15 protein-coding genes are annotated in these 16,680 nt (G+C 52.8%); 5 read left to right on the top strand and 10 right to left on the bottom strand.

Going from position 1 to position 16,680, the window contains the following annotated elements; genetic code table 11:
- Window positions 1-84 precede the first annotated feature (84 nt).
- From GOM71_RS11610 to GOM71_RS11595, 4 genes are all read right to left on the bottom strand, one after another.
- Window positions 85-315: a cold-shock protein gene (locus GOM71_RS11610; protein ID WP_156281181.1), complete on the bottom strand. Its 231-nt coding sequence runs from the start codon at window positions 313-315 to the stop codon at window positions 85-87.
- 135 nt (window positions 316-450) lie between these two features.
- On the bottom strand, window positions 451-954 hold the full coding sequence (locus GOM71_RS11605; RefSeq protein ID WP_216651746.1) for a hypothetical protein: 504 nt from the start codon (window positions 952-954) through the stop codon (window positions 451-453).
- 141 nt (window positions 955-1,095) lie between these two features.
- Window positions 1,096-1,434 (bottom strand): hypothetical protein, encoded by a 339-nt coding sequence (locus tag GOM71_RS11600; protein WP_156281177.1) that lies wholly within the window; start codon window positions 1,432-1,434, stop codon window positions 1,096-1,098.
- 15 nt (window positions 1,435-1,449) lie between these two features.
- A complete protein-coding gene (locus tag GOM71_RS11595; RefSeq protein WP_156281176.1) occupies window positions 1,450-2,151 on the bottom strand; it encodes a pirin family protein in 702 nt (233 codons plus the stop codon).
- A 144-nt stretch (window positions 2,152-2,295) separates the two neighbouring features.
- On the opposite strand from GOM71_RS11595, the gene GOM71_RS11590 reads away from it, so the two are divergent.
- A complete protein-coding gene (locus tag GOM71_RS11590) occupies window positions 2,296-2,451 on the top strand; it encodes a hypothetical protein (protein WP_216651745.1) in 156 nt (51 codons plus the stop codon).
- 8 nt (window positions 2,452-2,459) lie between these two features.
- On the opposite strand, the gene GOM71_RS11585 is transcribed toward GOM71_RS11590, so the two are convergent.
- Window positions 2,460-3,356: a helix-turn-helix transcriptional regulator gene (locus GOM71_RS11585; RefSeq protein WP_156281173.1), complete on the bottom strand. Its 897-nt coding sequence runs from the start codon at window positions 3,354-3,356 to the stop codon at window positions 2,460-2,462.
- Between the two features lie 139 nt (window positions 3,357-3,495).
- Between GOM71_RS11585 and GOM71_RS11580 the strand changes: the two genes are divergently transcribed.
- Window positions 3,496-5,226, top strand: a complete 1,731-nt coding sequence (locus GOM71_RS11580) for a permease (RefSeq protein ID WP_156281171.1) — start codon at window positions 3,496-3,498, stop codon at window positions 5,224-5,226.
- Window positions 5,227-5,311: 85 nt separating this feature from the next.
- Here GOM71_RS11580 and yidC read toward each other — a convergent pair whose 3' ends face one another.
- Both yidC and GOM71_RS11570 read right to left on the bottom strand, forming a co-directional pair.
- Window positions 5,312-6,148: a membrane protein insertase YidC gene (gene yidC, locus GOM71_RS11575; RefSeq protein WP_156281169.1), complete on the bottom strand. Its 837-nt coding sequence runs from the start codon at window positions 6,146-6,148 to the stop codon at window positions 5,312-5,314.
- Entirely contained in the window at window positions 6,099-6,446 is a 348-nt protein-coding gene (locus tag GOM71_RS11570; RefSeq protein WP_156281167.1) for a hypothetical protein, read from the bottom strand. Before GOM71_RS11570 ends, yidC begins: the two co-directional genes overlap by 50 nt.
- 141 nt (window positions 6,447-6,587) lie before the next feature.
- On the opposite strand from GOM71_RS11570, the gene GOM71_RS11565 reads away from it, so the two are divergent.
- Complete coding sequence (locus tag GOM71_RS11565) at window positions 6,588-8,705, top strand: multicopper oxidase family protein (protein WP_156281165.1); 2,118 nt, start codon at window positions 6,588-6,590, stop codon at window positions 8,703-8,705.
- Between the two features lie 25 nt (window positions 8,706-8,730).
- On the opposite strand, the gene GOM71_RS11560 is transcribed toward GOM71_RS11565, so the two are convergent.
- Window positions 8,731-9,600 (bottom strand): LysR family transcriptional regulator, encoded by an 870-nt coding sequence (locus GOM71_RS11560; RefSeq protein WP_156281163.1) that lies wholly within the window; start codon window positions 9,598-9,600, stop codon window positions 8,731-8,733.
- 163 nt (window positions 9,601-9,763) lie between these two features.
- Here GOM71_RS11560 and dapA point away from each other — a divergent pair, with 163 nt between their 5' ends.
- Window positions 9,764-10,654 (top strand): 4-hydroxy-tetrahydrodipicolinate synthase, encoded by an 891-nt coding sequence (gene dapA, locus GOM71_RS11555; RefSeq protein WP_367649563.1) that lies wholly within the window; start codon window positions 9,764-9,766, stop codon window positions 10,652-10,654.
- 6 nt (window positions 10,655-10,660) lie between these two features.
- On the opposite strand, the gene GOM71_RS11550 is transcribed toward dapA, so the two are convergent.
- The gene (locus GOM71_RS11550) at window positions 10,661-11,317 is read right to left on the bottom strand and encodes a hypothetical protein (protein WP_367649559.1); all 657 of its coding nucleotides are present in this window, start codon (window positions 11,315-11,317) and stop codon (window positions 10,661-10,663) included.
- A gap of 135 nt (window positions 11,318-11,452) precedes the next feature.
- On the opposite strand from GOM71_RS11550, the gene GOM71_RS11545 reads away from it, so the two are divergent.
- On the top strand, window positions 11,453-12,427 hold the full coding sequence (locus GOM71_RS11545) for an aldo/keto reductase (protein ID WP_156281159.1): 975 nt from the start codon (window positions 11,453-11,455) through the stop codon (window positions 12,425-12,427).
- Between the two features lie 2,016 nt (window positions 12,428-14,443).
- Here GOM71_RS11545 and GOM71_RS11540 read toward each other — a convergent pair.
- Window positions 14,444-16,633 (bottom strand): bifunctional 2',3'-cyclic-nucleotide 2'-phosphodiesterase/3'-nucleotidase, encoded by a 2,190-nt coding sequence (locus GOM71_RS11540; RefSeq protein ID WP_156281255.1) that lies wholly within the window; start codon window positions 16,631-16,633, stop codon window positions 14,444-14,446.
- Window positions 16,634-16,680 lie beyond the last annotated feature (47 nt).

The raw sequence follows: 16,680 nt of genomic DNA, 5'->3' as shown, positions 1-16,680 counted from the left end.
ACCACACATATGTTCGCCATTTTGAGACAAAACAAAAGGATGTCCCCCTGCTTGCAAGGGACATCCTTCCGAATGCCGAACGCTCTACTCAGCCGTCGCCGCTACAGCTTTCAGCTTCATAATGTCATTCGTATTCACGATTTGCGGCAGCATGCGCTCGCCAATCGTCATTGGCGAGTTGCACAGCAAGCATGTCGGAGACGAGTCAAACGTAAAATTTTCGCGCATCCAACCGTTGCAATCATCGTTTTCGCAAGACCATATTTTTGTGCTGACCTCCGGAATTTCCTCTTGAATCTTTTTACGGTTATACATGCGTACAGCCTCCTTCCAATGATTCGCTTTCTCTATATCCCGACTGACTATTTTATCGTTTCTTTTTTAAAAAATTCCATTCATCCCAAAAAAACTTTTTTTCCGCAAATTAAAAATGCCCCGCCGCCGCTTCAATTACTTCAACAGTAATTTGCAATAAGGCGCATTGCTTCTCAGAAACGCCTCTTTCTCCAGAAGCTTGTCGACTTGGCCGCTTCTCTTATATTCACTTCTCAACCCGCTCGCAATAAACAGCTTCGGCAAAATGGGGAGTTGATCAAATTTCTTTTCTAGCGCAGCGACAACTTCATCATTGCGAAACCCTGTCAAGAGTTGGCCAATTGCAATATATGCCTCATACGTCATCTCGGCTTGCTTGCTTCCAGGGAAGGAACCGGATACAGTTGCCAGAGCCTTTGCTTTTCTCATTAAAGACAGCCCTTCATGGCAATCTCCGGTATGATAATAATGAATGAAAGCTCGAATATTTAAAGAAACAGCAGCTTGATACATCGGGATTTTCCGCTCCCAATCAATCTTCCTCATTACACGCTCCGCGCTCTCGAACTCCTCGAATAAAATGTGGGACAATGCAGTGTTGTAAGCAATGAAGACTTCACCCATTTGCCTGTCTTTCACCGCATGCAGAGGTTTAACCAATCCCGCCGTCAGTTTCTCGGATGTTGGCTGTTTGAGTGCCGATGTTAGCAAATGATTCGATTTTCTTCTGCCCCGGCTTCATAGCTTTCTCCTGACTGCATCATAATGTCGAGCCCGTCGCTACATGTATCCAAATTGCTGGGGCACATAGGCAATGCTGGACTTGGCTGCAAAAGTGAGCCTCCGCTCCGTACGGTCGTATTTCACCGTATCCTCCTGCACGTAAAACCATATTTTCACCGTAGGCTGACCGTCCTCAAAATTGCGAAACAGAAATACGTTCAGCTCGCTTTTCCATTTCAGCAGCTCGCCGCCTTCCAGCTCCGGGGCTCCTGTAACCGCGAACGCCCAGCGCCCGCTCTCGGCCTCAGGCTCCGCCGTATACGAAATCGGCTGGCGATCCGAATCAATAAACGTCCGGCCGCCAACCGCGTGCTTGATTAACAGTTGCTCATGCATCTCACAAACCTCCTATTAAGGCAAATCGATAAATAACACAAATGCGCTCTCGCTCTCTGTACGAAACAGAAATTCCGGTTCGAACTCGGCTCGCACCGAATCTTTCGGACCCATCTGCGTATGATTCAGCTTCACGCTGCCCTCCAGCACCATTGCGAAAGCGCGGCGGCCTGCCGGCTGATGATGATACAGCTTTTTCCCCGGCTCCAATCGCGTGAGATAAATTTTCATATCCTGATGGATGCTTGCAGTCTCGCCGGCACCGTCCGGCGTCACGATGGGCACCAGCGCGTTCGTCAGCTTGTCCGGGTCATAACTCGCCGTTTCATACGATGGCGCAAGCCCCTTCTCGCCAGGCATGAACCAAAGCTGCAGGAAGCTCACCTCTTCCGTATCCGAATCGTTGTACTCCGCGTGAATAATGCCCGTTCCGGCCGTCATTCTCTGCACCTGGCCCGCAGCGGTTACCGCAGCATTGCCTAAATTGTCTTCATGCTTCAGCCTGCCGGCAAGCGGTATCGTAACAATCTCCATATCGCTGTGCGGATGGGCGCCAAAGCCTTTGCCCGGAGCGACAACATCGTCGTTAAGCACGCGCATGATGCCGAAGCCGTAATTGTCTTGGTCAAAATAGTCCCCAAAAGAGAAGCTTCTTGCGCTGCGCAGCCATCCCATATCGACTGAGTTGCGTTCATGTGCCGGAAAATGCTTTATCATCGTAGACATTCCTCCTAGAAAAAGTAGTGTGACCAAACTTTCCCGTTCGCTCGTAAGTATTCGCATATTAGGTCATTATAATAGAACTACAGAAGGGAGTGTTATTAAGCGACAATGATGACGGATAAGAATCATTCTGAAGACTTGGTAACGGAGAAAGATATCGACGACCAATTCGGCTTGTTTACGGAAGAGCTGCAAGAGAGGAAGCTGCCCGATGCAAGCGAGCGGCTAGCCGAGACGTACACGGAACGGAATAGCACCGCCCGCAGCGACAGCCGTTCCGACCGTTCGGAATAACGGATACTTCAGCGCGGAAAAGTCGGCTTCCTGCCGCTGTCAGCATACCGCTGTCGGTATTCGCGGGGCGTAATGCCCTCCCGCTTGCCGAAGCAAGCGGTAAAGTAAGCGGCCTGCTGAAAACCGACTGATACCGCGATTTGATGAATCGAGATATCAGTATGCAGCAGCAATTGACGCGCTTGCTCAAGCCGATAGCGAAGCAAGTATTCCATTGGCGAGCAGCCGAATTGCTTCTGCATGCATCTGGCGATATAGACAGGATGAAAATTGAGGCAGATGCCCAGCTCCTTCGACGTGATCGGCTCCCGATATCGGGAGCGAAGGCAGGAAGCGGCTCTCACCGCAACCTCGGCGCCTGGACTAGGCGCCTCCCCTTCCAGCGACGCGCCGAGCAGCTGCAATATTTCCTGAAACAGCAGCTGCTGCTTCCAACGGACCGCATCCAGATGCGAGTGCCGCTCATTCGAGACGATTTGCTCCAGCAATCCGTACATCACTGCCGGCTGGGCGATTCTTGCGAACTGCGGAATATCGAGCCGAAATTGCCGTTTGCGGAATGGATGCTCTGCAATTCCGTCCGAGCGCTCCTGCTCCTCAGCCTCTTCGCCCGACACGCTCCACGAGCCTGCCGTCTGAAAATGCAGCCAATAGGAGGCGGTCGTTTCCCGGCATCCCTCTGTCGGATAATGATGCAAATCAGGCCGTAAAATAAGCGCATGACCCGCCGACAGCTCGTAGCGCCGATCCTCTTCCCCGATATAAAGACAGCCTTGTTTGACAACAAGCAAGTCAAATTCGCCTACCGCATACCGCTCCGGGTGCTTGCGACCGGGACCAGCAAGGGAATAGCCGCTGTAAATGTAGTACGGCAGCGGCAGCGCGTTGAATGAGATTACTTGCATAGAATCGATAGCTCCTAAAAAGTTTTACGCAGCAAAACGGCTTTTTAAAAAGTTTCAAACTTAATAGTTTTAGTTGTCAGAATAATACATCCCCTTAAGTATAGCATCTATAATCGGTGGTATAAAGGAGGTATTGCAGATGAACACCCAAGATGCGTACAACCATTTCAAAACCGCAATTTACTGCACGGCTGGCTGCCTAGATAGCGATGAGAAGCAGCTCGCGCGAGAATTGGATTTTTTCCAGAAGCACATTCGGCTCTCCAAGATGTATATCGAAAATCATCGCGGCGACATAAGTTTGGACAGAGATAGATTGCTCGAGCTCAAGCATTTCTATGAATCGCGCGGCATCGAGACGGCAGGCGGCATTACGCCAACGCTTGGCGACGCTTATCGCCCCGGATACAATCGGCTGTTCGGCGGTATTTGCTATACGGACAGACCGTCGCGCGCCAAATTTCAGAAAGCGGTAGAAACCGCCGCATCGGTATTCGACGAAATTATTTTTGACGACTTCTTCTTTACGAATTGCGGCTGCGACGATTGCTTGTCCGCCAAGGGCGAGCGAACCTGGGAGCAGTTTCGGCTGGAGCTCATGACGGAGGTTTCCGAGAACCTCATCCGCAAGCCTGCCAAAGCAATCAACCCGGACGTCAAGCTTGTCATCAAATATCCGAACTGGAATGAAGCTTACCAAGCCTCCGGTTACAATACAGAAAGTCAGCCGTCGCTGTTCGACGGCGTCTACACAGGAACAGAAACCCGCGACCCCGCCATTAGCCAGCAGCATATTCCGAGATACGCCTCGTATTCCTTGCTTCGCTGGATGGAACGGCTCGCGACGGGACGAAACGGCGGAGGCTGGTTCGACAATCTCGACTGCACCTATATTGACTATTACCTGGAGCAAGCCAATTTAACTGTATTCGGCAAAGCGAAGGAACTGACTTTATTTTGTTACTCCTTGCTTAAGGACAGCGTTTACCTCCCTCCGCTCGGCTTCCAGCTGGAGAAATTAGACGCGCTTGCGGGCGGGCTCGCATCGCCGGTCGGGGCACTCGTCTATGAGCCCCATCACGCCAAAGGCGAAGATCATCTCTACGATTACGCAGGCATGCTCGGCATTCCGCTGGAGCTGACGCCGCATTTTCCGTTAAAACAGGAAGGCCCGCTCTTCATTACGGCAAACGCCGCCCGCGATGAACGCGTGATCCAGAAGATGAAAGCCTATTTGCGGGAAGGCGGGGAAATCATCATGACCTCCGGCTTTATTGCGCAAATGACCGGCAAAGGCATCGAAGAATTCACTACGTTGCGCGGCACGGGCAAAACGATGGCTGTGAACCGGTTCGCCGTTGAGACGAGCAGCTGCACATTCGATCAATTCGCATCGTCGGAAGAACCGATCTGCTATCCGATCTTCGATTACAGCACGAACGGAACATGGCAGTCGATCGTCGCGATGAACGGACAGAACAATATTCCAATCCTCATGTACGACAATTACAGCAAGGGCAAAATTTATTCGTTAATCGTGCCGGACAACTACGCCGACCTGTGGAAATTGCCTGCGCCGGTATTGAACAGGCTGCGCTCCGTGTTTGCAGGCAATCTGCTGCGTTACCGGATTGAAGGGCCTGCGAGCGTCGGCTTGTTCACCTACGATAACGAAGCGTTTATCTTAGAAAACTTCGCGCAGGTGCCGCAAACGTGGTCGATCGCCATTCCTTCCGGGACGGCATTGCAGACAGCGGCCGGCTCATCACCCGCCGCCGTCAAAACCGCCGTACTGGAAACCGGGGACATCATCTATACGATCAGGCTCGCTCCCTCCGCATGGGCCGCTTATCGGCTGGAAGCAGATTAATAAGCCTGTCAATTAAAAAATAGCGATGTAGGGATAGTCCCTACACCGCTATTTTTTTGAAATCTTCATCGCTAATCCTTAAACGTTATTTTGCCGAGGCTTCAACTGCCGGGGATTGCGCCTGCAGCGAAGGCATCGGATAAATCCGCTTGGCAAGCAGCGTCTGCAGAATCATAAATATGCCGCCAATTACCCAATAAAGCGGTACCGCCGCCGGAGCGGAGAAAGAGAACAGCGCCATCATGACCGGCGACAGAAAGCCGACAAACGCCATTTGCTTCTGCTGCACTGGATCAACGCCGAGTTGCGAGACGCGGAACTGCACATAATAGATAATGCCCGCAAGGAACGGCAATACATGATCGGGAGCGCCGAGCTGGAACCATAGGAAGGAATGCTGGGCCAGCTCAGGCGTCATCTTGATCGCCCAGTAGAGACCGGTCAGTATCGGCAGCTGCAGCAGCATCGGCAAGCAGCCGACAGCCAGCGGATTGAACTTATGCTTGCCGTACAGCTCCAACGTTTCTTTTTGCAGCTGCGCTTGCGACTCCGGCGTTTTATCCTTGTACTTTTCTTTCAGCTTGGCCAGCTCCGGCTGGATGATGTTCATCTTTTGCTTCATAGCCATTTGACCTTTGTGCTGGCGAAGCATAAGCGGCATCAGCACGATCCGCACGAGCAGCGTCATCGCAATGATCGCAAGCCCGTAGCTGTCGTTCAGAAATGATGCGATATGCTGAATCAAATACGAGAACGGGAACACGACGTAATGATTGAAAAAGCCCGGCGTGCTCGAATCGATCGTCCCGCTCGCCGAACCGCAGCCGCTCACCAGGAGCAGTACTGCGATAACGGCTGCAATTCGGTAAGGGCTAAGCGCAAATCGTTTGAAAAAAGCGGTGAGTGCATTTGGGTTGTTCATATAAGTGAAAATCCTCCTCGTTATTAGGTCGGTTATGATCGAATAACGAGGCTGCACAGTCTGACGAATCATCGTCAGGCGATTCTTTGCGTTTTGTTTTGCTGATCAGCCATTGAGGCGACCGATTGCTTCCGTCCACTTGCTGAACGAGCGGAATAAGCAATATTCGCACCACTTTCGATCGGGACGGATCAGCGTTCCATTCCAACGCTTGATGCGTAAAATAGGCCGCATAGGCAAACGAGCAGATGACACTGATCGAGAATAAATACGGAAATAAATCATGAAGCTCCAACATGCACTCACCTCCTGACATCAGCAATTTGAACTCCCCGCCTTTAGTCCAGCCAAATGCCATTCCTCGGACGGTTATGGATACAGACTGTCCGTTATACAATGGGTAAAGCTATGAACTAACGCGCATCAGGGAGGATTACCTTTGTATACGACAGCAATTTCGATCTTATTAGCCAGTTTGTTAGTATCTATTATACTCGGTTGGATAGCCGGGAATAAAGCCTCGGCAATAGTTTACAGCAAAACCGAGGAAAGTCTGAACCGAAAAGCTCGTCAGCTTTTACGTTGGACGGTTATTTTGTCTGTGCCGGCCGCTGCGGTGATTGGCTCTGTCCTGCTTTTGACGGCAAGCGGCACTGCTGCCCTGTGGGCCGATCGGCTGACAATACTGCTTATTGCAGCTATACAACTGTTGCTGTTGTGGATGGCGGCGCACCCGCGTCTGCGGCGCATTCGCATCGCTACGAACCGAAAGCTGCAAAAGCCGCTCGACGTTCGGCTTCGCAGCCGCGCCGCTCAACCGGCTCTCATCGTACCGTTTCAATTCAGCGCTCTAGGCCCGCTGACTGGATTTTATCTATTCTGGACATCTAGGCACCCGTTCTCCATGCTCGATACAGCAATTCCGCTAATCGTTCTCGCGATCGCGGTTCTCGCTCTATGGACGGTTCACTTAAACCGCAGCTCTCGAGTTAGCCTGACTGGAGAAGAACTGCCCAACCGTCCTTGGCGCCGCCTGTTCAACCGTCTAGGCATTCTCGTTGCTGCCATCGCTATAGCTTTCCTCCCATTCAATATGGCAATGAAAAACAGTTTGCTAGCGGATAAGATTTCGATGGCGGAAGGCACTATGGATTACGGCAAAGGAAGTTCTATGGTTTCACACAGCCATCCGCATGGCGAAACAGCCGTGCAAACGGCATCCTCCGGCGCGGCAGCCGCACCGGTCTCGGTTGATCAGTTAAGCGGACCTAGAGAGGGAAAGGCCGATGTGACCTATACTTTGACTGCAGAGAAAAAAACGATCCAGCTCAGCTCGGGCAAGACAGTCGAGGCCTGGACCTACAACGGACAGTCGCCTGGCCCGGAGCTGCGCATGCGGCAAGGCCAGCTTGTCGAAGTTACGCTTATTAACAAAAACATCGACAGCGGCGTCACCATTCATTGGCATGGCCTGGATGTGCCGAATGCCGAGGACGGCGTGGCCGGCGCGACACAAAACGCAGTCATGCCGGGCGAAAGCCATACGTACCGCTTCATCGCCGAACAGACCGGCTCCTTCTGGTACCATTCGCATCAGGAATCGAAGGAAGCGGTGCAAAAAGGACTGTTCGGCCCGCTGGTCGTCGAGCCCGCGGAAGGATTGCCTGAAGGAACGAAGGACGTCGCCGTTATGACGCATATATGGGATAACGCAGGTATGGCAATCGGCAGAAACGACGGCATCGAGCGGATGACAATCGCTCCAGGTACGCCCGTTCGTCTGCGGCTTATCAACACCGACGATTGGGTGCGGCAGACGTATCGGCTGATCGGGGCCGATTTCCAAGTGTCCGCCATCGACGGCACTGCATTGAACGAGCCTGGCGATTTGCGCGATGTCAGCCTAACGATAACAACCGGCGGACGATTCGACGTGACGTTCGTTATGCCGGAAACTCCGGTATATTTGGCCGTCGGCCCAGGCGCCGCCGGAGGAAAGCTCGGCATTCTCATGAGCAGCGACGGGAATGGCGAACTGCCAATTGTAAAGGGCGAAGGCGCTTCGTTCGACCCGCTTCACTACGGCAAACCCGCAGAGACCGCGTTTAATGCCAACAGCGCCTTCGACCGGGAATTCAAGCTCATCCTCGACAATTCGCTGGGCTTCTATAACGGCCAATTCGGTCTTCGATATACGCTGAACGGCGAGCTGTTCCCGAATACGCCGATGTTTATGGTCCGCGAGGGCGAGCTCGTCAAAACGACGATCATCAATCGCGGCATGGTTGAGCATCCGATGCACCTGCACGGCCATCATGCGCTCGTCCTTTCCCGCAACGGCGAACCGTCAACCGGCAGCCCTTGGTGGTCGGACACGCTTGATGTTCTGCCGGGAGATGTATACGAGATCGCCTTCGTCGCCGACAATCCCGGCCTGTGGATGGATCACTGCCATAACCTTACCCATGCAGCAACCGGGATGTCCATGCATCTCATGTACGAAGGCGTCACATCCCCTTATGAAGTTGGGGCCGACACAGTCAATCATCCGGAGTAGCGCAGCGGTCTCACAGCATGCGTACTTATTCATTCAGCATATCGATAAAAGCTTGCAGCGGCTGCGACATCCATTTCTTCGGATGAACCGCGTACTGCAAATGGAAGCGAATGTCCGGATGCGAAAAAGGCAGCTCCGTCAGCTTGCCGTCATTGAGCTCTCCGGCAACGACCATCTGCGGCAGCAAGGCGATGCCGAGGCCGTTAATTACGCATTGCTTAATAGCCTCGGGGTTGCCGAGCTCGAACAAGCCGGTATACGCCACCTCGCCCTGTTGCAGCACTTTATCGAACATCCCCCGGTAGATACAGCTTTCCTCGGAAATAATCAGCTCTGCGCCGTTCAACTCTTCTAGCCCGACCTCCGGCAGCCCGGCAAGCGGATGGCTTGGCGGCGCGACGAGCACGAGCGGCTCCTCGCGCACCAGCTCGCATCGAAGCGAGCTGTCGGCGAGCTTAACATCGAGCAGCAAGCCGATATCGTATTCTCCGTCCTTCACTTTGCTTAACAGCACCGATTCGCTCTCCGGATGCAGCTGAATGTTCAGCTCTGGAAACAACCCGCGCAGCCTTTGCAAATAAGGCGGCAAAAAGTAGGCGGCGAGCGAGTCGATCGCCCCGATAACGAGCGTTCCGCCCGCGTATCCCGCAACAATCTCGCGGGATTGATCGTACAGCTCAAGCATTTGAGAAGCCAGCTTGAGCAGCGCTTCGCCAGGCGGCGTAAGGCGCATATGGCGGCCATAGCGTTCGAGCAAGGGAACGCCGTACTCTTTTTCCAGCTTCTGAATTTGCGTCGTCACGCTCGATTGCGCATAGCCCAGCGCATCTGCAGCCCGCGTTATGCTTCTCCTTCGCGCCACCTCGCGAAAGGTATGCAAATAGACCAGATCCATCGATTACGCCTCCTATATTATCAATATTATTGATGACATCAATCGAAATGTATCGATAACTGCAATAAATCAAACATGCTAAAGTAGAGCTACCAAGAGGCGAATCCTTATCGCACTGCGCCATATCCGCCATCGCCGAAAAAAGGAGCTGGATTACATGTCTATTTGGAACGAACGGCAATTAAGCGGCATTTACGTCCCTATTGTTACGCCATTTCTGCCTGCCGGCGGTTTAGATCTGGAAGCTTTCGAGCGCTATGTCGACGAAATGCTCAATCGCGGCGTTCACGGCCTTGTTATTAACGGGACGACAGGAGAATCGCCAACCGTCTCCCTTGAGGAAATGAGCGCATTGATGAGCGCAGCCCTGCGAGTTCGGTCCGAGCGGCGGCATGTGCCGATCGTGCTCGGAACCGGCACGAACGACACGGCGTCCACCGTCATCCGGACGCAATTGGCCGGCGAGCTTGGGGCGGATGCCGCCCTAGTCGTCACTCCCTATTACAGCCGTCCCTCGCAAGCCGGCATTGTCGAGCATTATCGGCTCGCGGCCGAGACCGGAACGCCCGTTATCGCCTATGAAATCCCTTCTCGCACCGGGGTTCGCATGACAGCGGAGACGGCTCTTTCCGTCCTCGAGCTGGATGGCGTTATCGGCATGAAGGACAGCTCGGGCGGCGTCGAACTAATGAATCGCCTTGCCCGGCATACAGCAAAGCCGGTGCTGTGCGGTGAAGACGAGAGCTTCTTCGCGATGCTCTGCTGCGGGGCGCAGGGCGGCATGCTGGCTTCGGCCAACGTGCGAACGGATGCTTTTCTCGAGGTGTATGATCGGTTTCAAGCCGGAAACCTCCCAGATGCCCGCGAGGCTTTCGGAAGGCTGCTGCCGCTCATCCGCCTCCTGTTCCAAGAGCCGAATCCGGCGCCGATCAAGTGGCTGCTCGCCGAACAAGGCGTAATCGCAAGCGACTTCATCCGTTTGCCGCTTACTCCGATCACTGAGGAGCTCAGGAGACAACTGGCCGTCGAAATCGGAAATCAACAGCAGTCTTAGCAGCAGCTACTCATCGTAATACGCAAAGACTGTTTCAACCGGCTTGAAATATAGATGCCCGTCCTCCCACGGCTGAAAATGCAAATCCATTCGCGAATCGCCCCAATTCGCCGGAGTGCCCGATGTCGCTAGCTTTCGCGGCAATACGGGCTCTTCGACGACAGCTGGAAACTCCTGATAGCCGAACAGCAAATTTTCGCTCATGGCGATTATTTCGTATTTTGGCCCGAAGAAGGCATGCTCCTCTTGCAGCTGATAGTGATAATAAATATAGCTGGACATCATTTCAGGCTTTAAATGCGCAACGCGCCCCACCCGCCGCTCAACCTTCTCCTTCCGCCGCCAGTGCTCGGCGTTCGCCGGAGCGTTGAAATGAAAAACATCAATCATCGGAACCCACTTGCGCGGCGTCTGATGTCCCGGCCAATCGGCCAGATGAGAATGAAGCTCCGGGAACAGGCTTTCAGGATTCACTGCCCCTTCCTCGGACTCGTCGATGCATTCGACATACAGAAACAGATTCCGTTCCCACTTAAATACGGCGGCTGTCATCCATCGTCCGCTGCGAATGTACGGCAAAGCGCGTTCCCCATCATTTAACGCGGAAACTCCCTCCGACTCCAGACCTTCAAGGAGCTGTGCTCGCATAATGACTCTTTTCACTGCATGTTCCTCCTTAAGCACTCGCTATGACTACCTGTTGTTGGACGGTTCGCATTTGGTATACTTACAGAAATGCCGTTAATATACTTGCTTTTATTCTAACAAAACTTTTTTCGAAAAAGGAGTGTTTCCCTCATGCGTTATAACCGTCTCGGCAACAGCGGCCTTCGCGTGTCCGCTCTCGGCCTCGGCACCAATTCGTTCGGCACCCGCGCTGACAAAGCTGAATCCAAGCGTATTCTCGATTTAGCGCTTGACCGCGGGATCAACTTCATTGATACAGCCAACATATACTCCAGCACAGCATCCGAAACGATCATCGGCGCGGCGCTTTCCGGGCGGCGCAGCGAATTCGTTCTCGCTACAAAGGCCGGCCTGTCGCGCGGCGAGGGGCCAAACTCGAGAGGCTCGTCCCGTTTTCACATCCAGCAAGAGCTGGAGGGCAGCCTGAAACGGCTGAAAACCGACTATGTCGATCTCTATCAAATCCATACCTTCGACCCCGACACGCCGCTCGAGGAAACGCTTCGTGCCCTCGAGGATTTCGTTCGCGCCGGCAAGGTACGCTATATCGGCGCATCCAACTATGCCGCATGGGAGCTAATGAAGGCACTCGGCATCAGCGACCGGCTGGACTTAAACCGCTACGTGTCGACGCAGACAAGCTATTCGCTTGCTGATCGGACACCGGAGCGCGAGCTTGTGCCGCTGTGCCTCGACCAAGGCGTCGGCATCATCCCGTACTTCCCTTTGGCAGGCGGCATACTGACCGGCAAATACGGCATCGACGGCACAGCGCCGGAAGGCTCGCGGGCGTTGACGAACCCGAACTTCACCCGCTTCTTCGGCGAGCACAATCTTGCGCTCGGACGAAGCGTTGCCGCCTTAGCGCAGCAACTGGACTGCACAGCGAGCGTATTGTCGCTCGCTTGGCTCATGCAGCAGCCGGCTGTCGCAACCACCATTGTAGGCGCAACAAGCGCCGAGCAGCTTGAAAGCAACATGCAGAGCGTTGCCGTTGAGCTCTCTGCGGACACGCTTGCCGAGCTGGACCAATTGAGCCGTCCATTCCGCAACGGCGAACCGTTCGCTCTCTATCGACTCACTTAATAAAAGGCGCCGCAGGATTCCAGGGCTCAGCCCCTCGGTCCTGCGGCGTCTTTTAAAATTGCATAAGGGTAGCGGTGCCCAGAAAAAGGCTTCCGCGAAGCCGATTCGCTGTTTAACGCACCAAACTTCGCTAATCATGCGCCCGAATGGCCTTTACTCCTCCGCAACGAACCGAATTTCGCAAATCGCGAACTAATCTTCGCAAATAACGAAATTCAATTCGCTGTGCCGCATCACACCAACTAATCCAGCTCATTTAGCGAAGTTACTTTCTTTAATCAGCGAATGGGGTTCGTTATCGACAACGTCGTGCGGCGTGATCATCATTTAGCGAAGTTACTTTCTTTAATCAGCGAATGAGGTTCGTTAGCGACAATGTCGTGCGGCGCGATCATCATTTAGCGAAGTTACTTTCTCTAATCAGCGAATGGGGTTCGTTATATGGGCGCTCGCAGCGACACAGTTACTTTTCTACTTTAACCAAGCTCGACTGCGAAGCCGATTCGCTGTTTAACGAACCAAACTTCGCTAATCATGCGCCCGAATGACCTCTACTCCTCCGCAACGAACCGAATTTCGCAAATCGCGAACTAATCTTCGCAAATAACGAAATTCAATTCGCTGTGCCGCATCACACCAACTAATCCAGCTCATTTAGCGAAGTTACTTTCTTTAATCAGCGAATGGGGTTCGTTAGCGACAATGTCGTGCGGCGCGATCATCAAAATAGCGAAGTCACTTTCCTTAATCAGCGAATGGGGTTCGTTATATGGGCGCTCGCAGCGACACAGTTACTTTTCTACTTCAACCAAGCTCGACTGCGAAGCCGATTCGCTGTTTAACGAACCAAACTTCGCTAATCATGCGCCCGAATGACCTCTACTCCTCCGCAACGAACCGAATTTCGCAAATCGCGAACTAATCTTCGCAAATAACGAAATTCAATTCGCTGTGCCGCATCACACCAACTAATCCAACTCATTTAGCGAAGTTACTTTCCCTAATCAGCGAATGAGGTTCGTTAGCGACAATGTCGTGCGGCGCGATCATCATTTAGCGAAGTTGCTTTCTCTAAACAGCGAATGGGGTTCGTTATATGGGCGCTCGCAGCGACACAGTTACTTTCCAGCTTGAACCATACTCGACTGCGAAGCCGATTCGCTGTTTAACGAACCAAACTTCGCTAATCACGCGCCCGAATGGCCTCTACTCCTCCGCAACGAACCGAATTTCGCAAATCGCGAACTAATCTTCGCAAATAGCGAAATTCAATTCGCTGTGCCGCATCACACCAACTAATCCAACTCATTTAGCGAAGTTACTTTCCCTAATCAGCGAATGGGGTTCGTTATCGACAACGTCGTGCGGCGTGATCATCATTTAGCGAAGTTACTTTCTTTAATCAGCGAATGAGGTTCGTTAGCGACAATGTCGTGCGGCGCGATCATCATTTAGCGAAGTTACTTTCCCTAATCAGCGAATGAGGTTCGTTAGCGACAACGTCGTGCGTTGTGATCATTAAACAGAGAAGTTACTTTCCCTAATCAGCGAATGGGGTTCGTTATCGACAACGTCGTGCGTTGTGATCATTAAACAGAGAAGTTACTTTCTCTAATCAGCGAACGGGGTTCGTTAGCGACAATGTCGTGCGGCGCAATCATCAAATAACGAAGTTGCTTTCTCTAAACAGCGAACGGGGTTCGTTAATTGTGCCAGCAGACGCATCGAGATCATAAACAGTACAGTTTCCGTCAACTCGCTGCTCAATTGAACGCATAAGGCCGTTTTCGGCCTTATTGCCGCACCTTCGCACAAATCCAATCACTTTAAGGCCGTATTTGGCCTTAAATCCCGCCAATCCGCTCGTTTGATGCTCTCCCCCCGCCCATATAAGGCCGTTTTTGGCCTTATTCTTCGCTCCCGCACATAACAAAAGACTGTAAGGCCGAATATGGCCTTACAGTCCAACTTCTGCTCTACCGCAGCCGCACCCTCCCCAACTTCACCAATATCGCCTTACTTCGCTGGAATGCGGATTTTTTGGCCGACATAGATTAAGTTCGGATTTTTAAGCTTGTTGTACTCGGCAAGCTTTTGCCATGTCGTGCCGTAGCGCTTCGCAATATGCGAAAGCGTATCGCCCTTTTGCACGATGTAGATAATGTCCGCAGCAGGCTGCGGCTTCGGTTCCGGTTTCGGTTCCGGTTTTGGTTCCGGTTTTGGCTCCGGTTTCGGTTCCGTCACTGCCGGAGCCGCTAGGCTCAGCTTAAATTCGGCATAGCCGTCCGACGTATCCCCGATATAGGACACCCAATCAAGCGATTCGTCCAACGCCTTCGCATCCGGCGACGTTTTGAACGATACGCTCACCTTGTCATTCAACGGCGCAAGCGCCCAGTTGCCGTCCGCTGTCGGGTTAATCGTCTTGAACGAGCGGATATAGTCGATAACGACCTGCCGGTTCTCATCCGGTGAAGCCAAAATGATCCGCTTGCCGTCTGGATTGGCCAGCTTGCTGGATGAAGCGCGGTAGTTGTTCGACGCAACAACGAACTTTTTCGCCGGGTCAATCGCCTTGCCTTCGAATTTCAGATCGACAATACGGCTAGAAGCCGGGTTAACGATTACGCCTTTGGCATCGTATTTAGCCGGTTTGGAAACGTCGATCTGATACGTGACGCCGTCGATCACATCGAAGTTGTAGGTCGGGAAGTCGTAGTTAATGAGCTCTTGCTTCGCCGTCGAGGAAGGATCGATCTGATTGAACTGGCCTGCGGACCACTCCAGCCATTCTTTCAGTTCCGCCCCCGTTATGAGCACCGCATTGACCGTGTTGGAGTACAAGTACAAATCCGCAACGTTCTTGATTGCGATGTCGCCCGCAGGAATATTGGTATAGTAGTTCGGACCTTGTCTGCCGCCCGCTTTAAACGGCGCTCCCGCCGACAACACCGGAATCGCTTCGTACTCGGTGCCTTTCAAATGCTGCTCAACATACCATTTCTGCGCGTTAGTAACGATCTGGATTGAAGGGTCATCCTGAACGAGCGCAAACCAACTGTTGATCGGCGCTGTCGTCTTGCCGACCGGACCGCGCACGTAATCCAGCGTATGCTCGTGATCCTCCTTCACCGCGTCCAATACGCCTTGATCCGCATCGACAAGCGGCTTCTTGTTCACCGTATCGAATATCGGCTTCACGGATGTGGCCGAATCGACAACCGTCCATTTGCCGTCAGCCGTCTGCTCCAGCGTCAAGTCGACAATGCCGAGATTGTTGCCCCAGAAACCGGGCTCTACGGCAGGCACCCCGTTGATCGTTCCTTTAGCCAGATCAACACCCGATTTGCCTTCAAACGATTTGTCCGGAAACACTTTGTGCGCGTGCCCAAACAAAATGGCATTGATATCCTTTACTTTACTTAAGTACAGCACGGAATTTTCCAGGTTGTCCGCCTGCGGAATATCCTCAAAGCCCGAATGGGGAATCGCCACAACGATATCGGCGCCCTTCGACTTCATTTCCGGAATGAACTTTTCAGCCGTCTTCACGATATCCTTGGCTATAACTTTGCCTTCAAGCTTCGCCTTGTCCCATTGCATAATTTGCGGAGGCACGAATCCGATTACGCCGACCTTCAACTTGTGCGTCGCGCCGCTCTCGTCCTTCACTTCCTTATCAAGGATGAGATACGGCGTGAACGCATTTTTGTCGTTCGACTCGTCCTTGTCCCCGTCGTCAATATAGACGTTGGCGTTGACGTAAGGAAAATTGGCGCCAGCCAGCGAATTATCCAGGAATTCCAAGCCGTAGTTGAACTCATGGTTGCCGATATTGCCCGCGTCATAATCAAGCAGATTGAGCGCTTTGTACACCGGATGCGTCTCGCCCTTCTTCAGCGGATCGACCGTAGCCACATAGTCGCCGAGCGGATTGCCTTGAATGAGATCGCCATTGTCAAAAAGAAGACTGTTCGGCGCTTCCTGACGCGCCTGCTTGATCAGCGTCGCCGTCTTCGCGAAGCCATACTCATCCGTCGGCTTGTCCGCAAAATAATCATAGTTCACCATGTTCACATGCAAATCCGTCGTTTCCATAATTCGAAGCTGAACTTTCGTCCCGCTCCCCGTCGCAGCGGCGATCGCCGAGAACGGCAACGCCACTAGCCCCGCCGTTACCGCGACCGATAACGCGCTTCTCCACATTTTTTGATTACCTCTCACGAATCTCACATCCCTCTTCTAATTTCAAC

The sequence above is a fragment of the Paenibacillus sp. NEAU-GSW1 genome, assembly GCF_009737085.1.
In the GTDB taxonomy this organism is placed as follows: domain Bacteria; phylum Bacillota; class Bacilli; order Paenibacillales; family Paenibacillaceae; genus Pristimantibacillus.
Note: the sequence above shows the minus strand (reverse complement) of the source record. Positions and strands in the feature narration are given on the sequence as shown.